The sequence below is a fragment of the Chroococcidiopsis sp. SAG 2025 genome (assembly GCF_032860985.1).
GTDB lineage: Bacteria > Cyanobacteriota > Cyanobacteriia > Cyanobacteriales > Chroococcidiopsidaceae > Chroococcidiopsis.
Genome location: NZ_JAOCNC010000001.1, coordinates 5,415,497 through 5,430,711 on the forward strand (window position 1 = coordinate 5,415,497; position 15,215 = coordinate 5,430,711).

Here is a 15,215-nt window from a genome sequence, read left to right on the forward strand (position 1 = left end):
GCAAAACAAGCGCGATGCAAAACTCTTATATGCATCATAATTTTAAGTTGCAAAAATTATGAAATAAGAACCCGAACGCATTGAAGGACGAGACGTGTAGGAGTATAAAAACCTACGCAATTGGCTAAACCAGCCACGAAATCTTAGAAGAATATTACAGTAGTAGAAATTCTCGGCACAGGAATAGTTAATATCTTTACAATACAGCTTTAAACCTGGCGTGCGGCGTACCTGGAGGAATGTTAAGTTGAGTTACTTCCAAGAAGCTAAAGCATATTTCATAGCAAGTCATCAGAACCCGATCAACATATTTTTACATCATTTAACAGTCTTGCTGGCGATATCGGCGGTTGTATTGCTGTTCTACGATTGGCGATGGACATTAGTTTGTCTGGTACTGACACAAGTATTCGCGATCGGCGGACACGCATTATTCGAGAAGAACAAACCGGCTTTTGTCAAGTACCGCAGTGGAATTATGATTCCCGTTTCAATTTCTTGGTCGTTCGAGAATTTATTTGGCTTGCGTCAACTTTGGAGCTACTTTCAAAGCAGAAATCGCAAGAATCTCGAAAAAACGCCAAGCTGAGAATTCAAAAGTCAAAAGTCAAAAGTCAGAAGTCAAAACCGAGGGGTCAGGAATCAGAAGTTGTGACTAACCATCACTACACCCTACACCCCACACCCCACACCCTCTTCACTACTCACTCACAACCATTTAGAGGAAAATACATGTATCAAGGTTTACCAGTTATTGATGCAGATGCCCACAAGCTTGAAAATCCCTTAGTTATGCGGGATTATCTAGAGCCAAAGTATCGCGATCGCGTGGGGATGGTAATCGATAGTCTGGGCGATCAGCGGGCGCGGGTAGTAGATTTTAACCCCGCTACAGGTAAAAACGATCTGACACGGATGTTTCCCCAGCCTCAAGGCATGGGAAAAGGTGGATTTCGTAACTTACACCCGACAACAACTTTGGGCGCAACATTCAACCGCCTGCGGATCGAAGATATGGATCGGGAAGGGGTAGACGTACACGTAATTTTCGGTACGTTCAACCTGACATTTTCTAGCATTTTAGATAAAGACTTAGCGATCGCCCTGTGTCGGGCTTATAACGACTATATTGCCGAAGATTGTCGTCCTTATAGCGATCGTCTCAAACCAATTGGTGTCATACCTCTACAAGATGTCGATGCGGCTGTCGCCGAAATGCGTCGCTGCGTCAACGAACTGGGAATGATTGGCGTTGCTGTCGCCCCAAATATGCCCATTCCTCATCCGAAAGCGCCCCAAGCTTTCCCCGATATCCGCAGTTGTAAGCCAATCAGCCACCCCGATTTCAGACCAATTCTACAAGCAGCAGTAGATTTAGATATTGCACTGGGAATTCACGGTGGTCCAGGTTCTTACATGATGGGCGGAATTTCTGACTACATGGAAACTTTTGTCCTGACTCACATCTTCGTCCAACGCAACCAACAGCAGCACGCTTTGGCGCGGATGGTATTTGACGGGGCATTTGAACAGTTTCCCACCTTGCGGGTTGGCTTTTTAGAAGGCGGTTGTGGCTGGCTACCGGATCTCGCCCATTCTTTCCACGAACATTGGGAAAAACGCATCCGCGATTTCGATCCCAAAAATCCTTATCGTCCTTCGATGATGGATGTCACGAAATTGATGCTGCAAGAACGCAAAGGACGCGATCGCGCTAACATCATCAACATGACCAAGAATCTCTTCGATCTGTTGTGGAATGCCGAACACGATCCTACCAAAATCGATGATGTGAGTCTTTACGAGCATTATGACCTGCGCCATCGCGACCCGATGGAATATTTTGAACGGGGACAAATCTTTACTTCCTTTGAATCCGACGACCCCGCACCCGCCTACTTACCCGTAGCAATGGGTGAGATTGGCAAGCACCTGGCTTGCTTCTCTGGAGACTACGGACACTGGGATGGTGTATTGGAAAACTGCGTCAAAGATGCCGCGGGAGTCACTGACTACGATCGCGAACATTTAGGGTTATTGCTAGGAGGTAATGCCTTAGACTTATATGGCGATCGCCTGCGTCGTTCTCTCCCCAGCTACTTGACAGAACAGACAGCCGCCAGCGTCACCTAACCGATCTCCCCTACCCCCTTAGAAAGGGAGAATTTAGGGGTGTCCGATCTCATATCATGTCCGTTAGAATAGCCAGATTATTGTAGGGGCGGGTTTTACCAGAGATCTCAATACACATATGAAGAACTCAATAAACCCGCCCTTACGGGATCTATTGGCAATTAACCGGACACTTACGTAATTTTTAGTATCACTGGGTTCAACAAAGTAACACAGGCTGCTAAAGTGATCTCAACTAGAACCTGCCTGTAAATAAAATAAAACTAATTATTTGCAGTTTTACAACAGAACAACTTAAAGGCAATCGGAACAATAATGCAACCATTTGATGTTGCAAGGGGTGGTGTTAAATGCGAGTTTTACTCCTATATCCTCTTTTTCCCAAATCATTTTGGTCTTTTGACAAAGCGATCGAACTAATTGGTCGTAAAGTAGCAATGCCCCCACTGGGGCTAATTACAGTTGCTGCAATTCTGCCCCAAGAGTGGGAATTTCGTCTAGTAGATCGCAGCGTAAGGTCTGAAACAAAAGCAGACTGGGAATGGGCAGATTTGGTCATCATCTCAGGGATGATCGTCCAGAAACCAGATATGCTGCATCTAATTAGAGAAGCAAAGCGACATGGAAAATTAGTCGCCGTTGGTGGTCCCTACGTCACCTCCGTACCGGAAGCAGCCAAGGCAGCTGGGGCAGACTTTTTAGTATTGGATGAGGGTGAAATTACCTTACCGATGCTAGTAGAAGCATTGGCAAGAGGGGAGACTTCTGGGACTATTCGCTCTAACGGTGAAAAGCCCGATGTCACGACAACACCGATTCCCAGGTACGATCTGCTAGATTTAAGTGCCTACGCTGATATGTCAGTGCAATTTTCGCGAGGCTGTCCCTTCCAGTGCGAATTCTGCGACATTATCGTGTTGTACGGACGTAAACCACGTACTAAATCTCCGCAACAATTATTGGCAGAATTGCAAACTCTGTACGATTTAGGCTGGCGGCGATCGATTTTTATGGTGGATGACAACTTCATCGGTAACAAACGCAACGTCAAGCTGTTGCTAAAAGAACTCGGTCCTTGGATGGCAGAAAAAGGATATCCTTTTAGCTTTTCTACTGAAGCATCGGTAGATTTAGCCCAAGATGAAGAACTTTTAGATTTGATGATTGCGGCTAACTTTAATGCAGTGTTTTTGGGAATTGAAACACCAGACACCGATAGCTTAGCACTGACACAAAAATTCCAAAATACTCGTAATTCCCTGATTGAATCAGTACAAAAAATCAATCAGGTAGGATTGAGAGTCATGGCTGGTTTTATTATGGGCTTTGATGGCGAAAAACCTGGAGCAGGCGATCGCATTATCGATTTTGTGGAAGCAACTGCAATTCCTCAAGCTTTATTCAGTATGCTGCAAGCTTTGCCAAATACAGCTTTATGGCATCGTCTCCAAAAAGAAGGGCGTTTGCTTGAAGGTAGGGGAGTAGCCAATATTCACCAAACAACCTTGATCAACTTCATTCCTACCCGTCCTGTAGAAGACATTGCCCACGAGTATGTTAGATGTTTCTGGGAACTGTACGAACCCAGTCGCTACTTAGCTAGAGTTTACCGCCACTTCCGGCTCATGAAACCGAAAACTCTGAAGAAAAAGCTTCGGATGCCAGGTTTGATTGAAATACGCGCCATATTAACTATCTGCTGGCGACAGGGAATTAAGCGAAATACGCGCTGGCAATTTTGGCGGCAATTATTTTCGATGTTGCGGCATAATCCTAGCGTGTTTGAATCATATATCATCAACTGCGCCCACCTAGAACACTTCGTTGATTATCGCCAAATCGTCCGCGATCAAATTGAGTCACAACTAGCAGAACTCGCAGCCTTAGAAGCTACCATGCAACCCCAAAAAGCAGCATAGAAAAGTCAAAAGTTAAAAGTAATTTTTCTACCCCTGCTCCCTGCTCCCTGCTCCCTGCTCCCTAATAACTGACAATCTACCTGTAGGCTAGAAGCAATTTTTGGTGAAATCCGCTACTGTGTGGCTAGTTTCATCAATTTTGGCTAAAAAGCGTCATGGTTCCCATTCGCGATAACGTCCCGACGAAGATCGTTCCCTACGTCACTTATGGACTGGTTGCAGCTAATATTCTCGCCTTTATTTACGAGGCAGATTTGCCACCGCAACAATTAGACGGTTTTTTCCATCTGTTTGCTGTCGTTCCTAGAGAGTTAACAGCTAGTTTTGCAGGAATCACGGTTAATCAACCCGTACCAGAGTGGATTACTCTCATCACCTCCCAATTCCTCCACGGCGGATTGCTACACTTGGGAGGCAATATGTTGTTTCTCTGGATTTTTGGCAACAACGTTGAAGATCGTTTGGGACATGTCAAATATCTAATTTTTTATCTTGCCTGCGGCGTATTGGCAGCGCTGGCACAATGGTTCTTTTCTCAATCTTCCGGTATTCCCTCCTTGGGTGCAAGTGGGGCGATCGCCGGAGTGATGGGTGCGTATATCCTCCGCTACCCCACGGCTGAAGTCTTGACTCTGATTCCACTAGGATTTTTCTTTCCCGCCGTCCGCATCCCTGCTTTTTATTTTCTGGGATTTTGGTTTTTACAACAAGCCGTCTACGGTGTTGCGAGTTTAGAAGCTCGAACTAATATTGGCATGGAAAGCGGCGGTATTGCTTATTGGGCGCACGCAGGCGGTTTTCTGTTTGGTGCTGTTCTCGGTTTCTTGTTTGGAATGCTCAAATCAGATCCTCAAGACCAGTATTCGCAGTACAGTTGACAGTTATCAGTTGTAAACGATCGGTGAAGGCGCGATAGATCGCGTCTTTATTTTTGAAAGAGCAAAAATAGAGGCATTAACAGTTATTCGTGAGAAGTGGTGTGTGGTTTGTGGTGCGTGAAAATACCTCTTACTAACTACCCATTACCCATTACCAATGAAAAAATTAGGCATTTTCGGCGGTACTTTCGATCCGGTACATTGGGGACACTTGTTGGTTGCTGAGAGTGCTTGCAGTCAAGTTGGTTTGGAACGAGTGATTTGGGTAGTCAATTCTCGCCCACACTACAAGCAATCGACACCATTTCAGCATCGGTGGGAAATGGTACGACAGGCGATCGCAGATCGTCGTGATTGGGAAATCGCACCCCAAGCGGATACTTTGATGAAAGCTACCTATGCCAGCCAAACTTTGCAGGCACTGCAAGCAAATTACCCTGATGGTCGTTGGCACTGGATTTTAGGGTTAGACACGTTTCTCACCTTACCCCGTTGGTATCATCGCCAGGAAATCGCCCCTGTTTGTGAGTGGTTAGTCGCTCCGCGTCCGCTCGTTGAATCACAAAGTCCCCCAATTCAGGTATTATGCGATCGGGTAGCACAACAGTTAGCCACTGAATCAATATACATTCGCTGGCAAATTATCGATCTACCTTTAGTAGGAATTTCGGCAAGCTTAGTCAGGCAATACTACCGCGATCGCCGTTCGATCCGCTACTTCGTTCCTGAAGCGGTGAGGATCTATATTGGCGATCGGCAGTTATATACATAACGATCCCAATGATTTGTGTGCTTTTTCTGTCAATGTCGCTGAAGCTAGTTTAGAATAGAGCGCCCTTTGCGATATGATCGATTGTCAATAATAGGTATTTTATTCACTACACCAGAGGGCAAGACGCTGTGATTAGAGTTGCAATCAATGGTTTTGGGCGGATCGGACGTAACTTCATGCGTTGCTGGCTTCTGAGAGACAGCAGCGATATCGAAATAGTCGCGATCAACGATACTTCCGATCCGAAGACCAACGCTCATCTGCTGAAGTATGACACCATGTTGGGGACTTTAAAAGGCATCGACATCAGCGCAGATGAAAATTCGATTATCGTCAAGGGTAAGACGGTTAAATGCACCTCCGATCGCAATCCAGAGAACTTGCCTTGGAAAGACTGGGATATCGATCTCATTATCGAATCGACAGGTGTATTCACCAGTCGGGAAGGGGCAACCAAACACTTGAACGCTGGTGCAAAGAAGGTGCTGATCACGGCTCCAGGTAAAAATGATGATGGTACGTTTGTCTATGGCGTAAACCATCACGAATACGCGCATGAAACGCACACAATCATAAGCAATGCTAGCTGTACCACGAACTGCTTAGCGCCCATCGTCAAAGTGCTGCACGAAAAATTCGGCATCATCAAAGGCACGATGACCACCACCCACAGCTACACTGGGGATCAAAGATTACTCGATGCCAGCCACCGCGATGTCAGACGGGCAAGAGCCGCAGCTATGAACATCGTTCCTACATCTACTGGTGCTGCTAAAGCAGTGGCTTTGGTACTACCAGACTTGAAAGGTAAGCTGAACGGTGTTGCTTTGCGCGTTCCTACTCCTAACGTCTCGATGGTAGACTTGGTTGCTCAGGTTGAAAAGCCAACCTTTGCTGAAGAAGTCAATTCCACGTTGAAGGAAGCTGCTGAAGGCTCCCTCAAGGGCATTCTAGAATATAGCGATCTACCTCTAGTATCCTCGGATTACCAAGGTCACGATGCTTCTTCCATCGTTGATGCTAGCTTAACGCTTGTTATGGGCAACGACCTAGTTAAAGTCATGGCTTGGTATGACAACGAATGGGGCTACAGCCAACGGGTATTAGATCTAGCTGAGTTAGTTGCTAGAGATTGGAAATAATGCATGGTTGACAGTTAACAGTTAACGGTTGACAGTTAACTAAAAATGCTGAAAACCCCGATCGCGGCTGAGAATCCGGTCGGGGTTTTTGTTAGTGCGATCGCTTAGTACGATCGCCGATTCTGCGGTAATCGTGCCGATAATTGCCGCTCCTTCACCCAAATGTTCGATCAGGGCTTCAGCTGGTTGTTGAGGTAGACACAGAACTAACTCAAAATCTTCGCCGCCATACAAAGCCCATTCTACAGCCTGTTCTGCAGTAACTAAATTAGACAAAGCTGGAGGAATCGGAATTTGATCGCGATCGATCCTCGCACCAACACTACTCATTTCGCAAATCTGGACGATCGCATCGGCTAAACCATCGCTGCTGTCCATACCTGAGATGGGGAGTCGGGAGTCGGGAGTCGGGAGTCGGGTAGGGGCGGGTTCACCTGAGATATCTGTGGGTAACAAAGCATTTTTGTAAACCCGCCCATACAGGTGTGGAGTGTAAGATACTAAAATTTCCCAGAGAATAGGTAAGACATCTAAGCGGGGTTTGGGGCGTTGGTGCGCCTGGACGAGAAAGGCGCGATCGCGATCGCTCAGATTTTGCCCGATTTCTGGATGTATGAGCAATTCTAAACCAGCACGAGAAGCACCATGAAAGCCTGTGATTGCGATCGCATCTCCGACTTGCGCTGTATTGCGATAAATTGTCTGGTTTGGCTCCACTTCGCCAAAAGCTGTAATCGAAACTGTAATAACTGGAGAACGACAGACATCTCCCCCTACAATCGGAGTTTGATGTAGTTTCAAACATTCATCCATGCCTTTGTAGAGGCGTTCTACCCACTCAACAGGAACCTCACCTGGTAATCCCAAGGCAACGGTAATTCCGAGCGGTGTAGCCCCCATTGCGGCTAAGTCAGACAGGTTAGCCGCAGTCGATCGCCATCCCACATCTTCTGGACTAGTGGTAGCATCGCTAAAATGTACTCCATCCACTAGCATATCTGTGGTTACCACCAGAGATTTTTCTGGCGATGATGATATTACGGCTGCATCATCACCGATAATTTCTGCCGGACAAAAACGCTGTAACCGCTCTAATAAACCTTGTTCGCCAATATCTTTAACTTTCACGACAAGCAGGGAGTAGGGAGTAGGGAGCAGGGAGCAGAGAAGAAAAGGCGTTTTGTGGTAGCTTTAATCGCAATATAAATATATTTTTTCCCATTCTCGATCGGATAATGGTTGTACGGCGAAGTCAACATAAAAACAATTTTTGGCAGATGCAACTAAAGCATTCATAACTGTTCTGACTAACTCTTCCTTTTGTAGATTCAGAGGTAGTTTTACTGGAGCAAAAACATCTTTACCAAATACTTGAGCAAACAACTCCTCATCTGGCTCCAACCGCATTGAACCATGTTGAAGAATAACATCACCCCGCCTTAGTTGAGCGCTACCAATTAATTTTGTCCCATCCTTCAAAACGAGATCTGCTCCTGTTGCCGTACCAAAACAGTTAGGGTTATGAATGTACCCTCGTCCAGCCGTACCATAGTGTAGCTGGATGCCGAGCGATCGCCACCCCTGAATGAGAAATTCACAAATTTGTTTGTATGCTTGAGTGCGACTCCCAGATAATCCCGACATCACCACAGCATAGGTTAGATCGCCTTGATGTAAAACTGCTCTGCCTCCCGTTGGACGGCGTACCAAATCGAGCGCCCTACCATTCCAAATTAAATTTTGCCAGCGATCGGGATACTGATGTTGATGGTAGCCAAGAGAAATTGCTGGCGGCGACCAACTGTAAAACCTTAGCGTAGCAGGCATTAGACCTAACTGATGCTGCTCGACCAGATAGAGATCGATCGCCATTTGGACTGTTCCTGGTGCTTCTAGGTGAGGAATTAACCGCCAAAAGTTAAAAGTCAAAAGTTAAAAGTCAAAAGTAATTCTCCCTACTCCCTACTCCCTACTCCCTGCTCCCTTTCTTCACTGATAACTGATAACCATCAAGCAAATTCTTGTTGTAAAGCCTCGTCATTATCATCGGCGATCGTAGCTACGACTGTAATCAGGCGGGATACTTCGCCAGCAGAAAGTTCTGCTACAGTGCGGGTAGACAAAACCACAATTTGCTCGTCAAAGATACCGAAACTAGCTTCAAAGGTATCAGACCAGTTCATTTCTAGTAATCGCCGCATTAAGCCAGCATCGTTTTTGGTGGGTAATTTTAATACCGCAGACCAAACTTTGAACGTGTCTTCATCGGTTTGTCCGGTTAGTTGCACGAAGACTTCAACGCTACCATACTTAAACTTCCATAAATAGCTATTTTGAGTATGACTGACCATTGCACTTTCATCTTGCTGCAAGCTTGCAATGACAGTTTCGATCACCTCTACATGGTTAATGCCAGTACCTTCAACTAACTCTTCGAGGATTTCTTCGCTAGACATAGAGTCACTTACTACCGTTGCCGGATCGGGTCGATCGCTCGTCATAGAAATCTTTTCTCATAACGTTGAGGTCATCTAGACCCAATTTATCGCTTTTAAGGGTAGTCGTTGCCCTAGCTTAGCAATAAATCTTAATCCTATTCTGATGTTGTGAGGTGGTGGCAATGCCACCACCTCACAACACAATTTCTACGCAGGTTTGCGTGCTACCAATATCTTACTCATGTATTGGACATCAGTAGTCACATTCTCAAAACCTGCCTTTTCCAAACGCTCTACTAAGTCATCTGTCATGTAATGTCTGTAGTATGGCTCGTGGAAGGTTTCGTAGAAGCCTGTCATTGCTGGCTCCATTTCTGGAGAGTCGCTCATCTGAATTGAGTCGCAGATGATAAACTTACCACCTGGCTTGGTGACTCGGAAAGCATCCTCAATGACCTGCTGCCGTGCAACTGCTGGCAGTTCGTGGAATAAGAATACGCTGGTCGTAGCGTGGAAGTAGTTATCCATATATGGCAACTCTTCAGCATTAGCTTGCAGCAGTTGCGGTAGTTCCCCAGGAATTTGAGACAACATCTGATTGGCTTTGCGCAAATAGGCTGGAGATAAATCTGTACCGAATAGCGATGCCTTGGGTAAAGCGGCGCGAATCATTTTTAAGGTACGACCAGTACCGCAAGCAATATCGAGAACCTTAATTTGGCTAGCGGGTACATCGTCAAAAGCACTCAATCCTTGCTTTAAGGGTACGAGAATCCGCCGCCGCATGGCATCAGCCGAACCGCCAAATAAGATTTCCACTTGTAAATCGTAGAGATTGGCTGATAAATCGCTTAAATAGCCACCCGTTTGATGGTGGAAATTTTGCAGGTAGTAGCTGGGATAGCCAGCAGTCTCTAAATTGGGGTCGAAATCTTGGTAGTTTTTTTGTTTAGCTCTTTCCCAAATTTGCGGCAAATCGAACCATACAGCCGGATAGTAAAGGAAAAACTCATCCCAAGGGTTATCGAACAGTATATTGTGGGGATATACTCCCGCCTCGGCATCTTGCCAGTCTACTTCTAACAGACGTTCGTAGCGCTGGTGAATTTTCTGTAGCACGTCTAGAGGCAAAGGCTTGGACTTGCGATCGCTCGGCGAAACGAGGCTCATCAACCGCGTGCTGAGTATCTTGTGAGCGAGTCCGAAGTAATTTTTGCTCTGCTGAAAAGTTTGATATGTCAGTTTTGTTAAAGTGTCAGCCATAGGTAGTTGCTGGAATCAGTGTTGAGTCGGTCTTTACCTAATCTTTAATTTATTGTAAATAAGTGTAACGAGAAATTCCTAAATCTTTCGATAGGTCTGGAGATTTTTGGTGAAAAATTTTTGGACGCTGGTAATGCGTGCTTACTGCATGAAAAAAGCCACCTGCAATTTGGTGGCTGAAAACTCATTTAGCGATGTAGAGGCGTTACATGTAACGTTCTAGCAATCGTAGTAGAGGGCAAATTCATAAGGATGGGGGCGTAACCGCATCGGGTTAACTTCGTTATCAAGCTTGTAAGCAATCCAGGTTTGGAGGAAATCTTCCGTGAATACTCCAGTTGTCGTTAAGAATTCATGATCTTTTTCCAATGCTTCTAGAGCGTCTTCTAACGAGCCAGGAGTGGAAGGAATCTTGCTTAACTCTTCTGGAGACAAGTCGTAGATGTCCACGTCTAAGGGTTCGCCAGGGTCGATCTGATTCTTAATCCCGTCCAATCCAGCGCAAAGCATAGCAGCAAAGGCTAGATAGGGGTTAGCGGTTGCATCTGGACAACGGAACTCTAATCGCTTAGCTTTGGGATTGGTTCCAGATAGCGGAATGCGGATGGAAGCAGAGCGGTTACCTTGAGAATAAGCAAGGTTTACAGGCGCTTCAAACCCAGGTACTAAGCGCTTGTAAGAATTAGTTGTGGGATTGGTTAAAGCTAAAAGTGCAGGAGCGTGCTTGAGGATACCACCAATGTAATGCAGCCCCATTTCACTTAAACCAGCATACTTATCGCCTGCAAACAAAGGCTGCCCATCTTTCCAAATTGATTGGTGGGTGTGCATCCCGGAGCCATTGTCGTTAAACACTGGCTTTGGCATAAAGGTGATAGTTTTGCCATACTTTCTGGCAACATTTTTGATGACGTACTTATAAATCATCAAATTATCAGCCGACCTAATCATAGTATCGAACCGGATACCAAGTTCGCACTGTCCACCGCTTGCGACTTCATGGTGGTGCTTTTCAATCGGTACTCCACACTTAGCCATTGTCAGCAACATCTCAGTCCGCATATCCTGAGATGTATCTGTTGGCGCAACAGGGAAATATCCCTCTTTGTAGCGGGGTTTGTAGCCCAGGTTGCCACCCTCTTCTTTTCTACCTGTATTCCAACGCCCTTCAATGGAATCTACGTGGTAGTATCCTTCGTGCTGATTTTGGTCGAAGCGGACATCATCAAAAATGAAAAACTCGGCTTCTGGACCAAAAAAGGCTGTGTCACCGATGCCTGTGGAAATTAGGTAGTCTAGGGCTTTTTGAGCAATAGAGCGAGGATCGCGGGCGTAAGGCTCTCCCGTACGCGGTTCAATAATGCTACAGATTAGGCTTAGAGTCGGTTCTGCCATAAATGGATCGATCCAAGCGGTTTTTGGATCGGGAACCATTGCCATATCTGATTCATTAATGGCTTTCCAACCGCGAATACTAGAACCATCGAAGGCTACGCCGTCGGTGAAGCTGCTTTCTTCAATCTGGTTTTGGTATACCGTCAAATGCTGCCAAATTCCAGGCGTGTCAATGAATTTTAGATCGATGACTTGAATGTTCTGGTCTTGAATCATCTTCAAGACTTCTTGTGCGGTTTCGGGCATGGTGACTCCTTAATCTGCCAATGACTGAATGGAACTATTGCACTCTCAGCTGCACTCTCAGCTTGCTGCCGCGATGTGGTTTGCTGGAAGCCAGATCTTGCCACATTTGAATCATCCTAGAAAGAGAGTGAAGGCAATTTTGTAGTTTAAATGACAAAACGTCTGTCTGGAGGCTTATATTAGTTATTCCTTAACAAGCTGTATTAATTAGGACGCATGGATGGTTTCTCATCGGGGTCAAATTTAGCTTAAAATCCTTAAAGAGCAATGGTTTGCTTGTAGGCTTTCAAGCTTGAGGTGGCACGGTCAGTTGTTAACAAGTGCAATTCCTTAGCTCAACAATATCAAACCACAGATAGGAAAAATTCGGAGAGCAATCAAATGCGGGATGCAATAACAAGCTTAATTGGGACTTACGACGTGGCAGGACGGTACTTCGATCGCACTGCCTTAGAACGGCTTAAGTCCTACTTTGACACCGGAACGGCACGGGTTCAAGCAGCTGCAACAGTCAACTCAAATGCTGCGTCAATTGTCAAGCAGGCTGGTTCGCAATTATTTGCCGAACAACCAGAATTGATTCGTCCTGGTGGTAATGCCTATACAACACGGCGCTATGCGGCTTGTTTGAGAGATATGGATTATTACCTACGCTATGCGACTTACGCCCTAGTAGCTGGCAATATGGATGTGCTAGACGAGCGCGTGCTACAAGGCTTGCGGGAGACTTATAATTCTCTAGGTGTACCAATCGGTCCTACCGTGCGCGGTATCCAAATGATGAAGGATATTGTGAAGGCACAAGCAGTAGCAGCTGGCGTAGAAAATACAGCTTTTATCGATGAACCGTTCGATCACATGACTCGCGAATTGAGCGAACGGGATATTTAATTGGTAGTTGGTAATTGGTTGTTGGTTGTTGGTTGGGCGATCGCGTTCTTTTTAAATTATGAAGGCGATCGCTTTTTTATTCGCTAATTCAGAATTTTGCCAAGAATTGTTTCAGCAGCTGCTTCATCGATAATTAACCCTGTAATTAGCTTGCCGCGTAAAGCAGCTAAAATGGCTTCTGCTTTTTTCACGCCGCCTGCTACACCAATTACAAGCCTTTGTACTGGTTGTTCCAACGGTACGCTGGCGACACGGCTATTCGTTCCCTGTTGCAGTAAAACTCCGTGGCGATCGTACGCCCAGCCTGCAATCTCCCCCACTGCACCCAGTTCGACTAATTCAGCTACCTCGTCATCGCTAATAAAGCCATTTTGATGTAATGGGGCATTCCAAACAATCTGACCGATACCGACAAATGTTGCCTTGGCTTGCTCGGCAAGAGTTTTGACGGCGATGAACGATCGCTGCGTTTGCAACAGTTCCCGTTCTTCAACACTGGTTGCTACAACCGGAGTCGGGACTGGATAGGCTTGCGAACCAACCCGATCCGATAAATGCATCACGACTTCATGACGACCCGCTCGACCGTAGTGAGACATATTGCCAATAGTGGAGACAATCTTATGCTGCGGTTGATCCATGGACGGGATCTGCTCCACCATCGATCGCAATGTTCGCCCTGAAGTAAATGCCAATACTGTAGGCGTTTTTGCAATAAGATACGTTTCTAAATAGCTAGCAGCACGCACGCCAATACCGTTGAATGTGTCGCCACTTCCCGCGTCACTCGGTACGACTTCGCAAAGAGACAAATTGAAGCGATCGCGTAGCGCTTCAGCTAGAGCAATGCATTCACTCAAGGGATGATCGAGCCGAAATTTGATCAGCTTTTCACTCACTGCCAGTGCAATCAGGCGTTGTGCCGCTTGCCGAGACACGCTAAGCTTTGCTGCGATCTCTTCTTGGGTATTTCCAGCTATGTAATAGAGCCATGCAGCATGAGCTGCCAGATCTAACTTGCGATCGCGCCGCTCCGAACCAATTTCTCGCATATTCTACCTTCAGGATCTATGTATCCCCCAAAAGGAAGATCGTATTTTTGAGCATATGCTCAAAGAAAGACATTTTGCTCAATTCTTTGCAATCTATTACACTCAATAGATTTCGTCGCATCAGTACTTGATTTGTAGATTTAAACGCGGATGAACCCGGATAAAAATTGGTAGTTGCTCTTCTGCTCCCCGACTCCCGACTCCCGACTCCCGACTTATTGTCCGCCCGTAATCTCCAAATTAAACCCAGTAATATAGCTAGCTTCTTCACTCATGAGGAATGCTACGCCATTAGCAACCTCTTCTAAGCTTCCCAAACGGCGCATCGGGACTGAATCAATCATCTGCTGTTCGACAACTTTGGGATTGGAATCAAAGTATTGAGATCCTACAGATGCCTGTAATTCTGTCTGTCGCGTCCACATCATGCCAGGACCGATTAATGCTGGAGAGAGTGCATTGACTCTAATACCATAAGGAGCGAGATCCTTTGCTGCTGTCTGAGTCATGCCGATAACTGCAAACTTAGAAGCAGCGTAAGCCACCATGTTCGGTGGACCTACTACCCCCGCATAACTTGCCGTATTTACAATTGCCCCGCCGCCAGATTCGCGCATATGTTGTGCGGCGGCTTTGAGAACGTGAAAAACACCGACAACATTGATGTCAATGACTTTTTGAAAGTCATCTTCTGGATACTCGTCAGTCTTGGCAAACAAACCTTGATAGCCCGCATTATTAAAAACATAGTCGATCCGCCCCAACTGCTCTACAGCCCCAGCAAAAGCTTTGACGACATCTTCAGATTTTGTGACATCACAGCCAAATGTGGCGACTGGAACGTTGTACTCTGCTAGTTCTCGCGCTACATCTACCATTTTGGTTTCGTTTAAATCCCAGAGTGCTACACCTGCACCATTAGCAGCAAAACGATGTGCGGTTGCTTTGCCAATGTCTCCTGCACCGCCTGTAATTAGGATGGTCTTACCCGCAAAGTCATAGGTGGTTCTTGCTGTCATTGGTTCTACCCATTGTTGAAGAATTATTGCAAATACTCATTGACTTCTCATTTTTTAAATCGAGCCG

At 45.9% G+C, this 15,215-nt stretch carries 14 protein-coding genes; 7 read left to right on the top strand and 7 right to left on the bottom strand.

The annotated features are described in order from the left end of the window. Positions 1-247: 247 nt before the first annotated feature. The 6 genes from N4J56_RS26675 to N4J56_RS26700 all read left to right on the top strand — a co-directional run bounded on the left by N4J56_RS26675 (position 248) and on the right by N4J56_RS26700 (position 6,844). On the top strand, positions 248-589 hold the full coding sequence (locus tag N4J56_RS26675) for a DUF962 domain-containing protein (protein ID WP_317109194.1): 342 nt from the start codon (positions 248-250) through the stop codon (positions 587-589). 143 nt (positions 590-732) lie between these two features. Next, a complete protein-coding gene (locus N4J56_RS26680; protein ID WP_410500600.1) occupies positions 733-2,133 on the top strand; it encodes an amidohydrolase family protein in 1,401 nt (466 codons plus the stop codon). A gap of 350 nt (positions 2,134-2,483) precedes the next feature. Beyond that, positions 2,484-4,052, top strand: coding sequence for a B12-binding domain-containing radical SAM protein (locus N4J56_RS26685; RefSeq protein WP_317109196.1), 1,569 nt, complete (start codon positions 2,484-2,486; stop codon positions 4,050-4,052). 155 nt (positions 4,053-4,207) lie between these two features. After that, positions 4,208-4,930, top strand: a complete 723-nt coding sequence (locus N4J56_RS26690) for a rhomboid family intramembrane serine protease (protein WP_317109197.1) — start codon at positions 4,208-4,210, stop codon at positions 4,928-4,930. 157 nt (positions 4,931-5,087) lie between these two features. Continuing rightward, the gene (nadD, locus tag N4J56_RS26695; protein ID WP_317109198.1) at positions 5,088-5,702 is read left to right on the top strand and encodes a nicotinate (nicotinamide) nucleotide adenylyltransferase; all 615 of its coding nucleotides are present in this window, start codon (positions 5,088-5,090) and stop codon (positions 5,700-5,702) included. A gap of 128 nt (positions 5,703-5,830) precedes the next feature. Beyond that, positions 5,831-6,844, top strand: coding sequence for a type I glyceraldehyde-3-phosphate dehydrogenase (locus N4J56_RS26700; RefSeq protein ID WP_015156647.1), 1,014 nt, complete (start codon positions 5,831-5,833; stop codon positions 6,842-6,844). Positions 6,845-6,883: 39 nt separating this feature from the next. On the opposite strand, the gene thiL is transcribed toward N4J56_RS26700, so the two are convergent. From thiL to glnA, 5 genes are all read right to left on the bottom strand, one after another. After that, positions 6,884-7,972 carry a thiamine-phosphate kinase gene (gene thiL / locus N4J56_RS26705; RefSeq protein WP_317109199.1) on the bottom strand — a complete coding sequence of 363 codons (1,089 nt, stop codon included), beginning with the start codon at positions 7,970-7,972 and terminating at the stop codon, positions 6,884-6,886. 63 nt (positions 7,973-8,035) lie between these two features. Next, positions 8,036-8,716 (bottom strand): biotin/lipoate A/B protein ligase family protein, encoded by a 681-nt coding sequence (locus tag N4J56_RS26710; protein WP_410500601.1) that lies wholly within the window; start codon positions 8,714-8,716, stop codon positions 8,036-8,038. Between the two features lie 137 nt (positions 8,717-8,853). Beyond that, entirely contained in the window at positions 8,854-9,345 is a 492-nt protein-coding gene (locus N4J56_RS26715; protein WP_317109201.1) for a YbjN domain-containing protein, read from the bottom strand. 144 nt (positions 9,346-9,489) lie between these two features. Next, positions 9,490-10,545, bottom strand: a complete 1,056-nt coding sequence (locus tag N4J56_RS26720; RefSeq protein ID WP_317109202.1) for a class I SAM-dependent methyltransferase — start codon at positions 10,543-10,545, stop codon at positions 9,490-9,492. Between the two features lie 219 nt (positions 10,546-10,764). Then, positions 10,765-12,186 carry a type I glutamate--ammonia ligase gene (gene glnA / locus N4J56_RS26725; protein WP_317109203.1) on the bottom strand — a complete coding sequence of 474 codons (1,422 nt, stop codon included), beginning with the start codon at positions 12,184-12,186 and terminating at the stop codon, positions 10,765-10,767. Positions 12,187-12,567: 381 nt separating this feature from the next. Here glnA and apcB point away from each other — a divergent pair, with 381 nt between their 5' ends. Continuing rightward, entirely contained in the window at positions 12,568-13,077 is a 510-nt protein-coding gene (gene apcB, locus N4J56_RS26730; RefSeq protein WP_015156653.1) for an allophycocyanin subunit beta, read from the top strand. A gap of 83 nt (positions 13,078-13,160) precedes the next feature. Here the strand turns inward: apcB and N4J56_RS26735 are convergent, their stop codons facing one another. Next, positions 13,161-14,129 (bottom strand): sugar-binding transcriptional regulator, encoded by a 969-nt coding sequence (locus N4J56_RS26735; RefSeq protein WP_317109204.1) that lies wholly within the window; start codon positions 14,127-14,129, stop codon positions 13,161-13,163. 215 nt (positions 14,130-14,344) lie between these two features. Next, complete coding sequence (locus tag N4J56_RS26740; protein WP_317109205.1) at positions 14,345-15,148, bottom strand: SDR family NAD(P)-dependent oxidoreductase; 804 nt, start codon at positions 15,146-15,148, stop codon at positions 14,345-14,347. Positions 15,149-15,215 lie beyond the last annotated feature (67 nt).